Source organism: Flavobacterium granuli (assembly GCF_031456055.1).
In the GTDB taxonomy this organism is placed as follows: Bacteria; Bacteroidota; Bacteroidia; order Flavobacteriales; family Flavobacteriaceae; genus Flavobacterium; species Flavobacterium granuli_A.
Map to the genome: position 1 here is coordinate 1 of NZ_JAVDTX010000009.1, position 14,827 is coordinate 14,827.

Annotated in this window: 13 protein-coding genes; 3 read left to right on the forward strand and 10 right to left on the reverse strand. The window is 32.7% G+C overall.

The window, feature by feature from the left end:
• Positions 1-789 precede the first annotated feature (789 nt).
• Positions 790-2,025, reverse strand: a complete 1,236-nt coding sequence (locus J2W95_RS16710) for an ABC transporter permease (RefSeq protein ID WP_310009059.1) — start codon at positions 2,023-2,025, stop codon at positions 790-792.
• Positions 2,026-2,132: 107 nt separating this feature from the next.
• Entirely contained in the window at positions 2,133-2,627 is a 495-nt protein-coding gene (locus J2W95_RS16715) for a YkgJ family cysteine cluster protein (protein ID WP_310009298.1), read from the reverse strand.
• Between the two features lie 74 nt (positions 2,628-2,701).
• On the opposite strand from J2W95_RS16715, the gene J2W95_RS16720 reads away from it, so the two are divergent.
• The gene (locus tag J2W95_RS16720; RefSeq protein ID WP_310009060.1) at positions 2,702-3,409 is read left to right on the forward strand and encodes a class I SAM-dependent methyltransferase; all 708 of its coding nucleotides are present in this window, start codon (positions 2,702-2,704) and stop codon (positions 3,407-3,409) included.
• Between the two features lie 101 nt (positions 3,410-3,510).
• On the opposite strand, the gene J2W95_RS16725 is transcribed toward J2W95_RS16720, so the two are convergent.
• The 7 genes from J2W95_RS16725 to J2W95_RS16755 form a co-directional block, all read right to left on the reverse strand.
• Entirely contained in the window at positions 3,511-4,143 is a 633-nt protein-coding gene (locus tag J2W95_RS16725; protein ID WP_310009062.1) for a 7-carboxy-7-deazaguanine synthase QueE, read from the reverse strand.
• A 139-nt stretch (positions 4,144-4,282) separates the two neighbouring features.
• Positions 4,283-5,956: a tetratricopeptide repeat protein gene (locus J2W95_RS16730; protein ID WP_310009064.1), complete on the reverse strand. Its 1,674-nt coding sequence runs from the start codon at positions 5,954-5,956 to the stop codon at positions 4,283-4,285.
• 18 nt (positions 5,957-5,974) lie between these two features.
• Entirely contained in the window at positions 5,975-6,898 is a 924-nt protein-coding gene (locus tag J2W95_RS16735) for a PstS family phosphate ABC transporter substrate-binding protein (RefSeq protein ID WP_310009066.1), read from the reverse strand.
• Between the two features lie 232 nt (positions 6,899-7,130).
• On the reverse strand, positions 7,131-7,928 hold the full coding sequence (locus J2W95_RS16740; protein ID WP_310009067.1) for an energy transducer TonB: 798 nt from the start codon (positions 7,926-7,928) through the stop codon (positions 7,131-7,133).
• Positions 7,929-7,961: 33 nt separating this feature from the next.
• On the reverse strand, positions 7,962-8,534 hold the full coding sequence (locus tag J2W95_RS16745) for an ExbD/TolR family protein (protein ID WP_310009069.1): 573 nt from the start codon (positions 8,532-8,534) through the stop codon (positions 7,962-7,964).
• Positions 8,535-8,553: 19 nt separating this feature from the next.
• Entirely contained in the window at positions 8,554-9,177 is a 624-nt protein-coding gene (locus tag J2W95_RS16750) for an ExbD/TolR family protein (RefSeq protein ID WP_310009070.1), read from the reverse strand.
• Between the two features lie 42 nt (positions 9,178-9,219).
• The gene (locus J2W95_RS16755) at positions 9,220-10,044 is read right to left on the reverse strand and encodes a MotA/TolQ/ExbB proton channel family protein (protein WP_310009072.1); all 825 of its coding nucleotides are present in this window, start codon (positions 10,042-10,044) and stop codon (positions 9,220-9,222) included.
• Positions 10,045-10,406: 362 nt separating this feature from the next.
• Here J2W95_RS16755 and J2W95_RS16760 point away from each other — a divergent pair, with 362 nt between their 5' ends.
• A complete protein-coding gene (locus J2W95_RS16760) occupies positions 10,407-11,915 on the forward strand; it encodes a helicase HerA-like domain-containing protein (protein WP_310009074.1) in 1,509 nt (502 codons plus the stop codon).
• A gap of 6 nt (positions 11,916-11,921) precedes the next feature.
• The gene (locus J2W95_RS16765; RefSeq protein ID WP_310009076.1) at positions 11,922-12,368 is read left to right on the forward strand and encodes a YybH family protein; all 447 of its coding nucleotides are present in this window, start codon (positions 11,922-11,924) and stop codon (positions 12,366-12,368) included.
• 2 nt (positions 12,369-12,370) lie between these two features.
• On the opposite strand, the gene J2W95_RS16770 is transcribed toward J2W95_RS16765, so the two are convergent.
• Positions 12,371-14,761 (reverse strand): penicillin acylase family protein, encoded by a 2,391-nt coding sequence (locus tag J2W95_RS16770; RefSeq protein ID WP_310009078.1) that lies wholly within the window; start codon positions 14,759-14,761, stop codon positions 12,371-12,373.
• Between the last annotated feature and the right edge of the window lie 66 nt (positions 14,762-14,827).

Sequence of the window (14,827 nt, forward strand, 5' to 3'; positions counted from 1 at the left end):
ATTTCAAATCTTCCGATTCTATTACTCTTATTTTATTTGTTCTGTATTTCTACAGAACGGCTGTCAATTCAATATGTCTAGGAACGTGTTCTTCTATTTTTTCGCCTCTCGTTTGTTTCTCAAAGCGGGTGCAAAAGTAGCTATTCTTTTTTAACTGGCAAGAACTTTTTGAAGTTTTTTTGAAAATTTTTATTTTCGTTTGCTTCTCGTTTTCTTATCAGTATTTCAAGGAACATTGCTCTTTTAGCGGGGTGCAAAAATAAGCAGCGTTTTTAAATCTCACAAGCTTTTTTAAATCTTTTTTTGAAAATAAATTTTCGTTTTGATTTTAATGGCTTGTCAGGATTTCTACGAACGTCTGCGTTGTTGCGGGTGCAAAAGTAGACCCTTTATTCGTGTAAACAATGGCTTTTTTGAGTTTTTTTTGTTTTATTTTTTAAACGATTGGTATGTTGACTTTTACAAACCTCCTTTTTTGAGGTTTTCCTATTTTAAGCCCTTGCTTTTATCCTCTTTTTGAGGTTTTTCCAACATTCTAGGGCTTTTCTTGATTTTTTTAATGCCAAATTAAGCATTGACAATGGTAATTCGTTTGGACGAAGGGGGAGTTTTACGAGGATTTATTTCCAGATCTTTCTCTCCTATATATAAGGTGTGGACTTATTGCCTTCTTTCTGATGAAAAACTCAGGCCCTAGCCCCGATAATAGCGAAAATCCTTGTGGTCCGGGGTTCGGACCACAAGATTGTAGCGGATAGCGGGATTAAGCTCCTGAATATTTAAATGAATTTAATCGAACCGAATTGCTTTCACAGGAGAAATCTTGGTGATTATATACGATGGGATCAATAACACCAATGCACAAATCGTTACCGTAAGTAGATTTAGAGCCAAAATGTACCCTAAATTAAGATACACTGGAGCTTGATTGACGTAATAGTTTTCGGGATTGAGTTTTATAATTCCGAAATGCTGCTGAATTAACAACAAAGAGATTCCGATTAAGTTACCCCAAAACAATCCTCTCACTATAAGGTAAAAGGCATTGTACAAAAATATTTTTCTAACTAACCAATTGTTAGCTCCTAGTGCTTTTAGAATTCCAATCATTTGTGTTCGCTCCAAAATAAGTACCAACAAGGCAACAACCATATTTATCGTTGCGACGAGTATCATCACAACTAATATTACAATAATATTGAAATCGAAAAGCTGCAACCACTCGAATATGTAACTGTATTTTTCAATGATTGTTTTACTATCCAAAGTAGAAGATGTCTTTTTATATACGTCATCGCCTGTCTCTTTTATAGTATTGAAATCTTTCACAAAAACCTCAAAAGCTCCAATTTGATTTGGAGTCCATTTATTGATTCTCTGTATGTGCCTAATATCTCCTATTATATAAGTAGCATCGAATTGTTGAAATCCCGAATTAAAAATTCCTGCTATTTTGAATCTTCGAACATTCGGTAATTGGTTTTGATCTTCTTTTATGAAAAACGTATTGAAAGAATCACCTACTTTTAAATTCAGTCGATTGGCAAGAAACTGAGAAATCACTACTTCTTGAGTAACATCCTTAGAAAAATTTGGTAATTTACCCGAAACGATATACTCCTTTATATTTCCCCATTGATAATCATTTCCGACACCTTTGAAAATTATCCCTTCGAAAGCGGTTTCGGTTCTAATTATTCCAGCCTTACTAGCTATTGCTTGAACATGGCCAACTCCTGGAACTTCACTGAAATTTGGATAGAAATCTTGATTTTTTTCAATGGGCAGCAACGTAATTTCGGACTGGTTGTTATCGTAGTTTGAAATTATGATATGACCGTTGAAGGCAGCTATTTTTTCTCTTATTTTATTTTGTAAACCAATCCCAGTAGCCACCGAGACAATCATCATAATCATTCCAATTGCAATTGCTGATATTGCAATGTTTATTATAGGTGCCGATATACTGCTTTTATAATCTTTGGCAGTAATAAGTCTTTTGGCAATAAAATATTCTAAATTCAAATTGATTTATTTTGAGGAACTGAACAAATATACATAAAGTTTCATTTAAGGCTGTGCTAATCGATTTGATTCACTTCAAATTGACAATGATACCAGAAAGCAATCCATTAGAGCGGCATTCTTTTTTTCATCTCTTCTACAATATTGAAAGCTGCTGGACAAATTGAAACATTCTTAAGTGTTAAATCAGCAATTTGCTGAAATTTTTTACGATCAGTATGAGGAAACTCTCTACAGGCTTTTGGGCGCACATCATATATCATACAGGCATTCTCATTATCCAAAAAAGTACAAGGTACACTTTGCAGTACATAATCTTTATCTTCATCAACACGCAAATATTGTTCAATAAACTGTTGTGGTTTTTGCCTTAAAGACTTAGAAATTCGTTCGATATCTGCCAAAGTAAATAACGGCCCTGTAGTTTTACAACAATTGGCACATTTTAAACAATCAGTTTTTTTGAATTCGGCATCGTGAATATCCTGCATTACATAATCCAAATTCTTGGGGGTTTTCTTTTTTAACTTATCGAAATACTTTTTGTTTTCGATATGCTTATCTTTGGCTAGTTTTCCTAATTCGTTTAAAGCTGGTTTCAAATCCGAAATTTGTTGATGATTTGACAAAAGTACTAAACTTTAAACTCGGAAATTTAAACTTGAAACTAAATTTTATGAAAGACCTTTTCGGAAAAGCCATACTCGACTATCAAACCAACAATGAACCTGAGGATTTAATTACAGAAACATCTATTTCCGAAGAAGACGAAATGAGCGTTGCTTATCTTTTTAGAAATTATGACGAGATGCCTAAAATTGAACAAAAAGCATTGCAACTAGCAAAAGGAAAAACACTCGATGTGGGATGTGGAGCTGGAAGTCATAGTTTGACTTTGCAAAATGACAGAAATCTTGATGTAACTTCAATTGATATCTCAGAAAATGCAATTCAAGCCTGTAAACTTCGTGGATTGAAGAATGCAAGAGTTCAAAACTTAATGTCATTGGAAAACGAAAAATTTGACACCATTTTATTACTAATGAATGGTACTGGAATATTTGGAAAGCTACAAAGAACAGCCATTTTTTTACAAAAACTAAAAGGCCTTTTAAATCCAAATGGTCAAATTCTCATCGATTCTTCAGACATCATATATATGTTTGACGAAGATGAAGACGGTGGCAAATGGATTCCGACAGAAAACGAATATTACGGAGAAACCATTTTCAACATTTCCTATAAAGGTGAAAAAGAACTCCCTTTAGATTGGTTATTCTTAGATTACAACACTCTTCAAAATGCAGCATTCGCCAATGGACTTCAGTGTGAGTTAATTCTTGAGGGAGAGCATTATGATTATTTAGCCAGACTTTCGATATGAATCAAAACAGAGATGAAATAAATAAAAAAGCCTAATGCTTAATAACATTTGGCTTTTTTAAAAATCATGTAAATCCCGCAAAAAATTAATTAAAATTCAGCTTACGGAATATTCAAATACTTATGAGTTTGAAGTGAAACACGCCATTTTGGATTATTCATAACATAATCAACAATTAACGGAGTCATTTCTTCTTTTTTACTCCATTCAGGCTGAAGAAAAAGAATTGCTTTTGGATTCACTTTTTCAGCTTGTTCTTCTGCAAAAATAAAATCATGTTTATTGTATATAATAACTTTAAGTTCATTTGCATTATCATAAACTGTTTCTGTAGGTAATTTGTTTTTCTTCGGAGAAAGACAAATCCAATCCCAAGTTCCACTAAGAGGATAGGCTCCTGACGTTTCTATATGGACTTTTAACTTATTTTCTTTTAATTTTTGTGTCAAAGGCGCCATATCCCACATTAAAGGCTCACCGCCTGTAATAACAATAGTATCTGCATATTTGGCAGCATTCTCAACTATTAAATCAATTTTAGTAGGCGGGTGCAACTCTGCATTCCAACTTTCCTTAACATCACACCAATGACAACCAACATCACATCCACCAACCCTAATAAAATATGCAGCAGTACCCGTATGAAAACCTTCCCCTTGAATAGTATAAAACTCTTCCATAAGAGGAAGCATTGTTCCTTTATTAACTTCTAATTGAACTTCTTTAGATAACATTATATAAATTTAAGCTACAAAGATAAGCAATTAAAAGAAATGTTGATTTTATAAGAGCATTGCACTTAATCATAAAAAGATAAATAAAAAAAGCGACAAATCATTTCTGATTGTCGCTTTCAAATAATTTTAAAAATCTTTATTTTAAAGATTTCAACGAATCAAGTGCATATTGATTTGCAGGATCTAAAGCTAAAGTTTTATTGAAATACTCAATTGCTTTTGCTTTATCAGTATTTGCATAACTAGCAGCAGATGTATTATAACTTTCAATTATTTTTTTTACTGTTGCTGGTTTTGCTAATTCTTCAGGACCTTTTTCTGTAACAATATTTACATAGTCACCATAATACTTAATTGTCATAGCATCATTTTCCAATAAACTATTTGTTCTTGCTCTATATAAATAAGCATCCTGTGTTTTTGGAGAAGCCTCAATTACAGCACCATAAGCCACATCTGCTCTCTGCAAAGCTATTGTGTCTGGTTTTACAATATCTTTTCTAGTATTATCAAAATACAAGCTGTTCCCTAAATAAAAATTATCCAAAACATAGTTTTTAGACTCTTTATTTGCTACAGCAATTTCATAAATAGCAGCAGCTTGTTTGAACAATTTTAATTCATATAATTTTTTTCCAACATCGCTGATATTTAAAGACAACCCACTTGCATCCATTTCAGACGCTTTTTTAACATCAAGAATTGCATTGTCAAATAAAGCATTATCAAGTGCTTTACCATCTTCACCAACAGCCTTTTTAATTTTAGCAAACCCTAAAGTTTGATAATCCATGGCGATAATTTTGTTGGAAGGATCTGCTATGAAACTTTCTAAAGATTTAATTGCAACATCATAATTACCATTTTGGTAAGCTGAAATACCTAAATAACGAAGAATTCTAGGATTCACTTTATCCAATTCTACCATTTTGTTAGCTTCAATTTCCAAAGCTTTATACTCTCCAGCAAGAACTAAAAAGTCAGCATGACGCATTCTTGAATGAAGAGAGTAGTCAGTTAAAGATAAATATTTCTCATAATTAACAAGCGCTTTATCAACATAAACTCTGTATTTAGAAGGTTCGTTCCTTCCCCATAAATAATAAGTTTCTGCTAATTCACGGTAAACGGGTCCGTAATTTGCATTAATAGCAATTACTTCATCAAATGCTTTTATAGCTTCTGTATACGCTTTAGCACCTTTAAGCAAAACACCTAATTGCATTTTTGCTCTAATTAATGTATTATCTACTGTATAAGCATTCCTGTAAGACGAATAAGCTTCATTTTGATTTTTATCACCATAATAAGCGTTTCCAAGAGCTAAATTTAACTGAGCATCTTGAGGATTAATCAACTTGGCCTTGTTTAAAACTTCTATTGCTTTTTTATAATCTGGTTTTAAAGAATACGTATAAGCTCTACCTATAAACAAATACTCTTCAATATCCTTCTTTTTTAAATCTTTAGTAGCCAAAGCAAAATTTTGTTCCGCCCCTGCAGTATTCCCATTATCAAGATCAATTAAACCAAAACCAATATTATTTAATCTTGCTCCTTCAGTACCAGCAAGTCCTTTTTGATAATAAATCTTAGCCGAATCTATATTATTTTGCAACATATAAACATTACCTAAATAAAATGCAGCTGTACCATTAGTAGGTTTTGCATTTATTATAGATTTCAAGATTGTTTTTGCACTTTCAAATTGTTCAGCATCTATTGCCTTTTTTGCTTGATTAAGGTCTTGCGCTCGGCTTGTCGCCACTATAGCCAATAAAGCAATACTAAAAACTTTAACTTTGTTCATCTTCTTAAATTAATTTATTTATTTCTTTTCATTATTTGAATGACCACGTACTATATTTAATTTCCTAGCAGGTATTCGATAAGGAAGTAGGCCAGATTTTAAAACAATTCTTTGCCCAATATCACCTGCAACAAAAGCAGCAATCCCCATGCCTAAACCTGAAGAACCCTGGCAATTCACTATATACAACTCTCTTAATAAAGGGTATGTACCTTCTGCAAAATTATTTTGAGAAGGCGCATAATATCCTTCTTTATTTAAACCTTTAACGCTTAACACATTTAAATTCCCAATAACCGAATTCATTGAAGGATTAGGTTGTGATAACCAATTTACACCAACTATACCAATCATCCCATCATTTTCTGATACAAACTTTAAAACTTCGTTATTAGTCTTAAAAGTATACACATCTTTGTCAGCCAATCCATTTAAACCAGCTAAATTATTCATATAACTTACAGTACTTGAATTCGGATTATCAAAAACCAAACCTTTAATTTTTGAGTTTCTTTCTCCTTTCATGAAACCAATTACATCTTTCAAAGCTACCAAAGTATCATTACTAGATTTATTAGCAACAAAAGCAATACCGTCAATCGCAAATTTAGTTATTTTAGGAACTATTTTGCTTTGTTCGAAAACATTTAACTCTTTTTTTGTTAAATTTCTTGCGACTACAACAATCGTAGCTTTTTTGTTAAACAATGAATTCAAAACCTCAGATTCGGATTTAGAAATTAATGTGAATTTTGCATCATAATTACTTTCGAAAACCATGACTTCGTCTTCCACTATAGGTGTAATAGTCTCATCCACATAAATAGTTGCTTTTCCTTTTAAGATTGATTCATCATTTACATCCTCATTTTCATTTTTTTTACAATTAAAAAAAATGAAAACAACTGATAATAAAATCACATAAACTTTAAATTTAAACATACCTATTCCTTATTAGCATTATAGAACCGAAAAAAACGAATAATAGAATACCCAATTAATACAACGCCAAGAGCGATTCTATATTGCATTTGCATATTAAATGGAAATTTTTTCCAAAAGATAACCATTAGGCCTAAAAAAAAATAAATCGAAAAAACCAAAACGGTTATAATAAGAAGAAATCGCTCAATAAGCGATTTCTTCTTCAAATTATTAAATAAATTATTTAACATTATTCTGCTGATTGAATAGTAATAGGAAGAGAATATAATACTCTCACTTTTTTACCATTTTGTTCACCTGGAAGCCATTTAGGACATTTATTTAAAACTCTAATTGCTTCTTTTCCTGTTCCATAACCAATATCTCTTACAACTTTGATATCAGTTAATGATCCATCTTTTTCAACAACGAAAGTTACATAAACTTTTCCTTTAAGACCTTCTTCTTCTGGAGCTTGATAGTTCTTACCAACAAATTGATAAAACTTTTCAATACCTCCTGGGAATTCAGGTTTTTGCTCAATCCCAGCTAAAGAGTGAACACTAGTGTCTTCCTCAATAACTTCTACAACTGGTCCATTTCCAACTTCCTCTACAGTAAGTGGAGCATCTGGATCTCCTTTGATAGTTTCTGCACCAGTTTTTTTGTCTTTGATTTCATCCATTTTTGGTGGATCTTCAGTAACATCCTCAGCCTTAGCAACAACAGGTTTAACAAATTTAACCTGATCTTGTTTAGGTGGTGGCGGTGGTGGCGGTGCAAGATCTTTAGGAGCTTCTACCTTCTTCTTAGGCGGTAGTTTAACTGCTGTAATCTTGATGTCATTATCAGTCTCATCACCAGCATCTGGCAAGAAACTGGCTATAAGCGGAGCGCTGATAGCTAGACTAAAGAGAATACTACCAATGATAAGAGCTCGCATAGAAGTCTTGCGATTCGCTTTTCTAAGTTCGTATGCACCATAAAGTTTATTACGTCCCTCGAAAACGATCTCAATCCATTGATTTTTTATTAAATCTAATTTCATTTTTTATAATTATTAGGTTATTAGTAAAAAAAATTATTTTTTTACTTCTAACAATTTCACTTCTTCAGGTGTAAATTCATTAACAATTGCATAAGAACCCGTCTTATTTACCCCAACTATTGCCATTTCATCCAAAACGTCAACCAAATTACGATAAGTCGATTTTTTGCTTGGTTTGATAATTACAATCATTCCTTTACCTGGTTCTCCTTTCGCAGTTGAATACTCCTTAACTTTTTCCATTCTAGATATTAATTCTTTACGAATCCCATCTTTACCATAAGAAAAATCTTTTGGAGCAGCAATTGGATTTTCCAACATTCCCATATAACGTACAAGCTTCCCATTTTCTCCAAGTAACAAAGTCAATGTTTTATTTTCATCAACTTTTATATCATTCTTGGGCTCTGTTTTATCTTCCTTATCTGGCAACGTCAAATCCATCGATTGAGGTTTTGACAAGGTAGTAGTAAGCATAAAGAACGTGATCAATAAGAAGGCCAAATCCACCATGGCAGTTAAATCTACCTTAGAATTTTGTTTTTTACTTCTTACCTTGCCACTGCCTTTTTTGCCACCGCCACCGTCGGTATTTAATTCAGCCATTTTAGTGTGTCTTTTTTAATTAAAAATTCTTTCCTCTTAAACCTGTAACCAAGTTAAAGCTATTAACTTTTTGATCTTGCAAAAGGTCCATTACTTGCTTGATTTCAGGATACTGCTCCTTCGCATCTCCTTTTATTGCAAAATTCAATTCTTTGTCATTAACCTCAATATTTGCTTTACGAGAATAAAGAACCCAATCCTTCAACTGGTTATCTAAAGAATCTTTAGGTATTCCAGGCTGTCCTGCTTTACTTCTGTCAGCTGCTTTCATATTCAAAATTTCTTTTAAATTTTGAATTGGCACACCAAAACTTTCCATTAATCCAAATTCCTCTGACTCTTTTTCAGTAAAAGAAACATTATATTTATCAGCCATAAATTCAAGTGCTTTTTTACGAACATCTTTTCCTTTTAGGTCAAAAAATACAACTGATTTTCCTTCTACCTTACCAATTGTCAACATCGATAAATTATCTGCTGGCAATTTAGTTTGAACAGTAGATTGTGGAGTATCAACCGGTAATATTTCTGGTGTTTTAGCAGTGGCAGTCAAAATAAAGAACGTCAGCAAAAGAAACGCAACATCACACATCGCCGTCATGTCGGTAGACGTGGACTTTTTCTTCATTACTATTTTTCCCATTATTTGTATCTATTATTTTGATAAAAAATTATCAAAAATTAATTATTGTTTTAAACTACCTCTAAAGTGTCTGTAAGTGTTAACGATTGTAGTTCCAGCCTCATCAATAGAATAAGTCAAATCGTCAATTTTTGAAGTAAAGAAGTTGTAAGCAACAATTGCAGCGATTGAAGTAGAGATACCTGTAGCAGTATTAATCAAAGCCTCAGAGATACCAACAGCAAGTGCAGCTTGATCTGGAGTTCCAGCAGAAGCCAAAGCACCAAACGCTTTAATCATCCCAGATACTGTTCCTAATAATCCTCCAAGTGTTCCTAAAGAAACTAAAGAAGAAATAATAGTCATATTTTTTTCTAACATTGGCATTTCAAGAGCAGTAACTTCTTCAATTTCTTTGTGAATTACTTCAGAAGCTTCTTCACTATTGAATCCTTCTTTCTTAACATCTTGATATTTAACTAACGCAGATTTAATTGCATTTGCAACAGAACCTTGTTGTTTATCACATGTAACAATAGCTCCATCAATATCACCAGCTTTGATGCTAGTTTGAACTGTTTGCATGAATTTATCTAAATTCCCTTTACCAGCAGCTTTTGTGATAACAAAAAATCTTTCAAGAGAAAACACAATAACCATTAATAACATACCTAATAAAACTGGTACTATAAATCCTCCCATGTACACCTGTCCTAATGTATTCAAAGGATGTCCTTTTACATTATCTCCATTCTCAAAATTCGAAGGATCTCCCATTACGAAATTCCAAATTAACCAACCAACAAATACACATAATGCAATAATAATCCCTGAAACCATTCCTCCTCCGTTTGAAGTGCTTTCTTTTTTAACTTTAACGTTTGCCATTTTTTTAAATTTTAAATATTTATTTTAGTTTTAATAAACTTGTATAGGAGCAAATTTAATTTTTTAGTTGAAATAAAAAAACTTTTTTTTAAGTAATCTTACATTTTATTTTATTCTTAAAACAGAACTACAACGTTTTTTAAGAATAATTGAACATTTTCCACAATAATTTAGGCCAAAAGATTGAAAAAAAAAGGATTTTACCTAATATGAATATTTTTATTTAAAAAATAAGGACAAAATAAAAAATAAATAAATCTATCGAGTAGATAGAATTTGTGATATTTTTTTTCAGAAAAAACCTTAATCATTCGCTTCAAAAAAATCAATATCTTGCATTATATTTTAACACATCTGAAGAAATGGACAAAAAAGAAAACTTTATTCAGCAAATAAACGAAGGCTATCTAACTAAAGGAGAAAGCATAACACTTGGCGGTGCCATTCTTGACGGTGAGGCATTGGCAGATACATTCGTAAAAATTCCATTAAAGACATTAAATAGACACGGCCTAATTGCCGGTGCTACTGGAACAGGAAAAACAAAAACGATTCAAGTTCTTTCAGAACAGCTATCCTCATTTGGCATTCCAGTATTGATGATGGATATAAAAGGAGATTTTAGCGGGATTGCAAAACAAGGCGAAGAAAAAGACTTTATAAAAGAACGCCATGCCAAACTAAACATCCCTTACTCTGTATCTAGCTTTCCTGTAGAATTACTATCTCTTTCCAAACAAGAGGGAGTCCGACTTCGATCTACAGTTTCAGAATTCGGACCGGTACTTTTTTCTAGAATTTTAGATTTAAATGATACGCAGGCTGGAGTTGTTTCGGTTATATTCAAATATTGTGATGACAACAAAATGCCATTATTAGATTTAAAAGACATCAAAAAAGTCATTAATTATATTACTGACGAAGGTAAAGATGAAATCGAAGAAAGCTATGGTAAAATATCGACTTCGACTACAGGAACCATTTTAAGAAAAATAATCGAGCTGGAACAACAAGGTGCCGATTTGTTTTTTGGCGAACTATCCTTCGAAATTGATGACTTATTTCGTCTTGACGAAAACGGAAAAGGCTACATTAATATAATACGCCTTACAGACATTCAAGACAAGCCTAAATTGTTCTCCACTTTTATGTTGAGTTTGCTTGCCGAAGTATACCAACAAATGCCTGAAAAAGGTGATGCTGACCAACCTGAATTAGTCATTTTCATTGACGAAGCACATTTGATTTTTAACGAAGCCAGTAAAGCATTGTTGGAGCAAATAGAAACTATCGTAAAATTAATTCGTTCCAAAGGAATTGGCGTTTATTTTATCACTCAAAACCCTATGGATATTCCAAGTGGAGTTTTGGCACAACTTGGATTAAAGATACAACACGCCTTAAGAGCTTTTACAGCCAATGACAGGCAGGCAATCAAACAATCGGCAGACAACTATCCAACATCCGAGTTTTACAAAACCGACGAAGTATTAACCAGTTTAGGAATTGGAGAAGCATTTGTAACAGCTTTAAGCGAAAAAGGAATTCCAACTCCACTTGTAGCCACCATGATGAGAGCTCCAATGAGCCGAATGGACATTTTAAGTGATTCAGAAATTCAAGAAATTAATACTAACTCAAAATTAGTCAAAAAATACAGCGAATTACATGATCGTGAAAGCGCTTATGAAATGCTCAATAAAAAAATAGAATCAGCCCAAGAAAAAGCTATCACCCCTGAAGAGAAAAAACAAGAAAGCAACGAACCAAGTGCAGCAAGCGTCGTTACAAAATCAGTTTTAAAGGTCGTTACTAGTGCCACTTTTATCAGAGGAGCATTTGGAATACTTTCTAAAATGTTTAAAAAATAATTCTCAATGAAAAACATCTTCAAACTTTTTATTTTTCTATTAATTTTGAATGGTTGTTCGCCAAAGTCGGAAACTAAAAATTTGACTTATGTCAAGTTAGAGATTGTTAAAGTCGAAAAAGACTTTGAAAAATTAGTCACCGAAAAGGGAATAGCCGAAGGTTTTTATCAATTTGCAGATTCTAACGCAGTAATCAAGAGAGAACACGACACTTTAATCATTGGAAAAACCAACATTAAAAATTATTATTCAAACTCAAAGTACCAAAACGCAACTGTAACTTGGTCTCCCGATGCGATAACCGTTTCTAATGCTGGAGATATGGCTTCTACTTATGGTAAATATACTTGGACTTTTAAAGATGATTCTGGAAAGGAGCAAATTTCAAAAGGCGTTTTTCATACTGTCTGGAAAAAACAAAAAGACGGTTCTTGGAAATACATTTGGGATTAGCGTTAATTTTTCAGAGGATGAAAAACCAATTTTGTGGAAGATTCTATAATCTCCTTTTTATTCAATTTCATTTTTCTGAATTTTCCAGTATTGTATAGTTCTGCTTGATCTTTATAATGAGAACTAAATGGATTTCCGGATTGCCCAGTCGGAAGAATTCCCCAACTATTTTCAATATCAGAGAAGTCTATTACTCTTCTGCTTGAAGGACCTCCTTTTACATTATAAAATCCATCATCGACAAAATCAAAAAATTGATTATTTATAACTTCGACAGAACCTGAAACTTCAAAAGGACCAACATTAAAAAACGGTCTTAATAACGCTAATTTCCCAATTGGATGTTGGTATTCTACTGAATGTACTTTTCCCCACTTCCAATCCGAAGGCAAACTACCTAATTGTTTTTCCAAAGCCACAATTGCTTCACCAAATGATTTTGCTAGAATTTGACTTCTGGTTTCTTTTTTGTCTTTTGTAGTAACATCATCCCACCACGGCGAATTTTCGCTTGAGATTTGTCTGGCGACAATCTGCTTCATAACATGAGTCCCTAAAAACTGTTTGAATGCTTCATCACCCAATTCGTCCTGAAAAGTATTTTTTAGATATAAATAAATCCATTTATTATAGATTGTGGGAGCTATATCATTCAAGTTATTTGAACCATTCCATGATTTCAAAAAAAGAATTGCTTCATTTTCCGTTTTGGAAAGTGATTTTAAATTTAAATTCGAAATTAATTTTTTTACAACTTCTGGAGCTACAGCTGATGTATTGTCGTTAATCATTTCACCCACAGAACTTTCATCCCAATCGGATTTTGAATCCAATAATTGCGTAATTCTTTTCGCCCTGTCTTCAGGAAGATAGTAGCCTGGATATGCAAAACCATCAATCGCTTCCGGCTGATTATTTGCTGAATAAACATAGTTCCAATCTGGATTGACAGCTGATGGATTTTTTGAAAAATCTAAATATTCCAAACTATCATCTTTACCATTGGCACCATCAAGTATAAAATTTGTATTCACACCATTATTGTGTTTATACAATTTTCCGGTTGCCCACCAACCTACATTACCTTTGGCATCACCATACATAACATTTAGTCCAGGTGCAGCAATAAGCGCCACTCCATTTCGAAAATCATCCACTGATTTGGAATGCGATATTGCATAAATTGCCTCAATACTATGAATAGGTTGTTGTGTATAAATCCAAGACATCGCAACGGGCTTATTACTTTTCAAATCTGCCAACAGATCATTCATAATGGGACCATGCTGACTAACTTTTAAGTTCAAAATTACATCTGATGAATCTTTTACCTTTATTATTTTCTTTCTGATTTCATAATCTTGAAATCCGTTTTTAGTTTTGTATTGATTATTGTTTTTAGGATTATTTTCTTCCTGATAAAAATCGACATCATCATTTTCAAACATGGTTAAACCATAAGCATATTCCCGATTATGCCCCAATAATGGAAAAGGAGCTCCTGCCAGATAACATCCATACAATTCAAAATCGGGAGTTTCTAAATGAGCTTCATACCAAGTGCCGGGTTGAGAGAATCCAATATGCGGATCATTAGCAAAAATTACTTTTTTATTCTTTGTTTTTGGAGGAGCAATAACCCAACTATTGCTACCTACAAATGGTGCTACCGGAGATTGGTCCAAAAGCGATGCGATCGATTGTGCAATGGCTAAATATTCTTGAGTTTTCTGTTTTGAAATTTTAATTTTAGTTGCATTAAATTCTCCTTCTATACCAAAATCTTTAAGATAATCCATTCCATATTTGTTTCGAATATCGGTAAGTAACGGATCCGTTTTTTGAGCCATAGCAAAACTAAAAGACATATATCCAAAAATATTATACACATCCTGTATTGTGAATTTCTGTTTCTTCACACCTAATAATTGGAATTCCACTGGAGCTACTCCTTCCTCAAGATATTGATTAATTCCATCCAAATAAGCCATAGTCAATTGATAAGCTGGACTGTTTTTATCTAAGTTCGAAATTGCTTTTTTAGACGCTTCTTCAATTCCTAAACCTGCAAAAAACTTGTCGTTCTTCAACGCAACTGATCCAAACACCTCAGATAAACGACCTGGTGCGATACGTCTAAGTAATTCCATTTGCCATAATCTGTCCTGTGCATGCACATATCCCAAAGCAACCATTGCATCCTTTGAATTTTGAGCATAAATATGTGGCACTCCAAATTCATCAAAATAAACCGTAGTCTCCTTTTTAATATTGTTTAAAGAAACATCGCCTTCATATTTAGGCTTTTGGTATGATCTATAAATCAAAAAAGAACCAATTAAGGTTATTAGAAAAAAAACAAAAATTAGTAAGGCTCTTTTTAGGTTTCTCATTGGAAGCAATTTTTAATATCTTTTATCAAACTTATGCAAAAATTAACACACTTTATACCCTATTTT

Excerpts from the sequence above, each read along its gene's own strand:
- J2W95_RS16720 (WP_310009060.1), top strand. The coding sequence starts at position 2,702 with ATGAAAGACCTTTTCGGAAAAGCCATACTCGACTATCAAACCAACAAT.
- J2W95_RS16725 (WP_310009062.1), bottom strand. The coding sequence starts at position 4,143 with ATGTTATCTAAAGAAGTTCAATTAGAAGTTAATAAAGGAACAATGCTT.
- J2W95_RS16730 (WP_310009064.1), bottom strand. The coding sequence starts at position 5,956 with ATGAACAAAGTTAAAGTTTTTAGTATTGCTTTATTGGCTATAGTGGCG.
- J2W95_RS16735 (WP_310009066.1), bottom strand. The coding sequence starts at position 6,898 with ATGTTTAAATTTAAAGTTTATGTGATTTTATTATCAGTTGTTTTCATT.
- J2W95_RS16740 (WP_310009067.1), bottom strand. The coding sequence starts at position 7,928 with ATGAAATTAGATTTAATAAAAAATCAATGGATTGAGATCGTTTTCGAG.
- J2W95_RS16745 (WP_310009069.1), bottom strand. The coding sequence starts at position 8,534 with ATGGCTGAATTAAATACCGACGGTGGCGGTGGCAAAAAAGGCAGTGGC.
- J2W95_RS16750 (WP_310009070.1), bottom strand. The coding sequence starts at position 9,177 with ATGGGAAAAATAGTAATGAAGAAAAAGTCCACGTCTACCGACATGACG.
- J2W95_RS16755 (WP_310009072.1), bottom strand. The coding sequence starts at position 10,044 with ATGGCAAACGTTAAAGTTAAAAAAGAAAGCACTTCAAACGGAGGAGGA.
- J2W95_RS16760 (WP_310009074.1), top strand. The coding sequence starts at position 10,407 with ATGGACAAAAAAGAAAACTTTATTCAGCAAATAAACGAAGGCTATCTA.
- J2W95_RS16765 (WP_310009076.1), top strand. The coding sequence starts at position 11,922 with ATGAAAAACATCTTCAAACTTTTTATTTTTCTATTAATTTTGAATGGT.
- J2W95_RS16770 (WP_310009078.1), bottom strand. The coding sequence starts at position 14,761 with ATGAGAAACCTAAAAAGAGCCTTACTAATTTTTGTTTTTTTTCTAATA.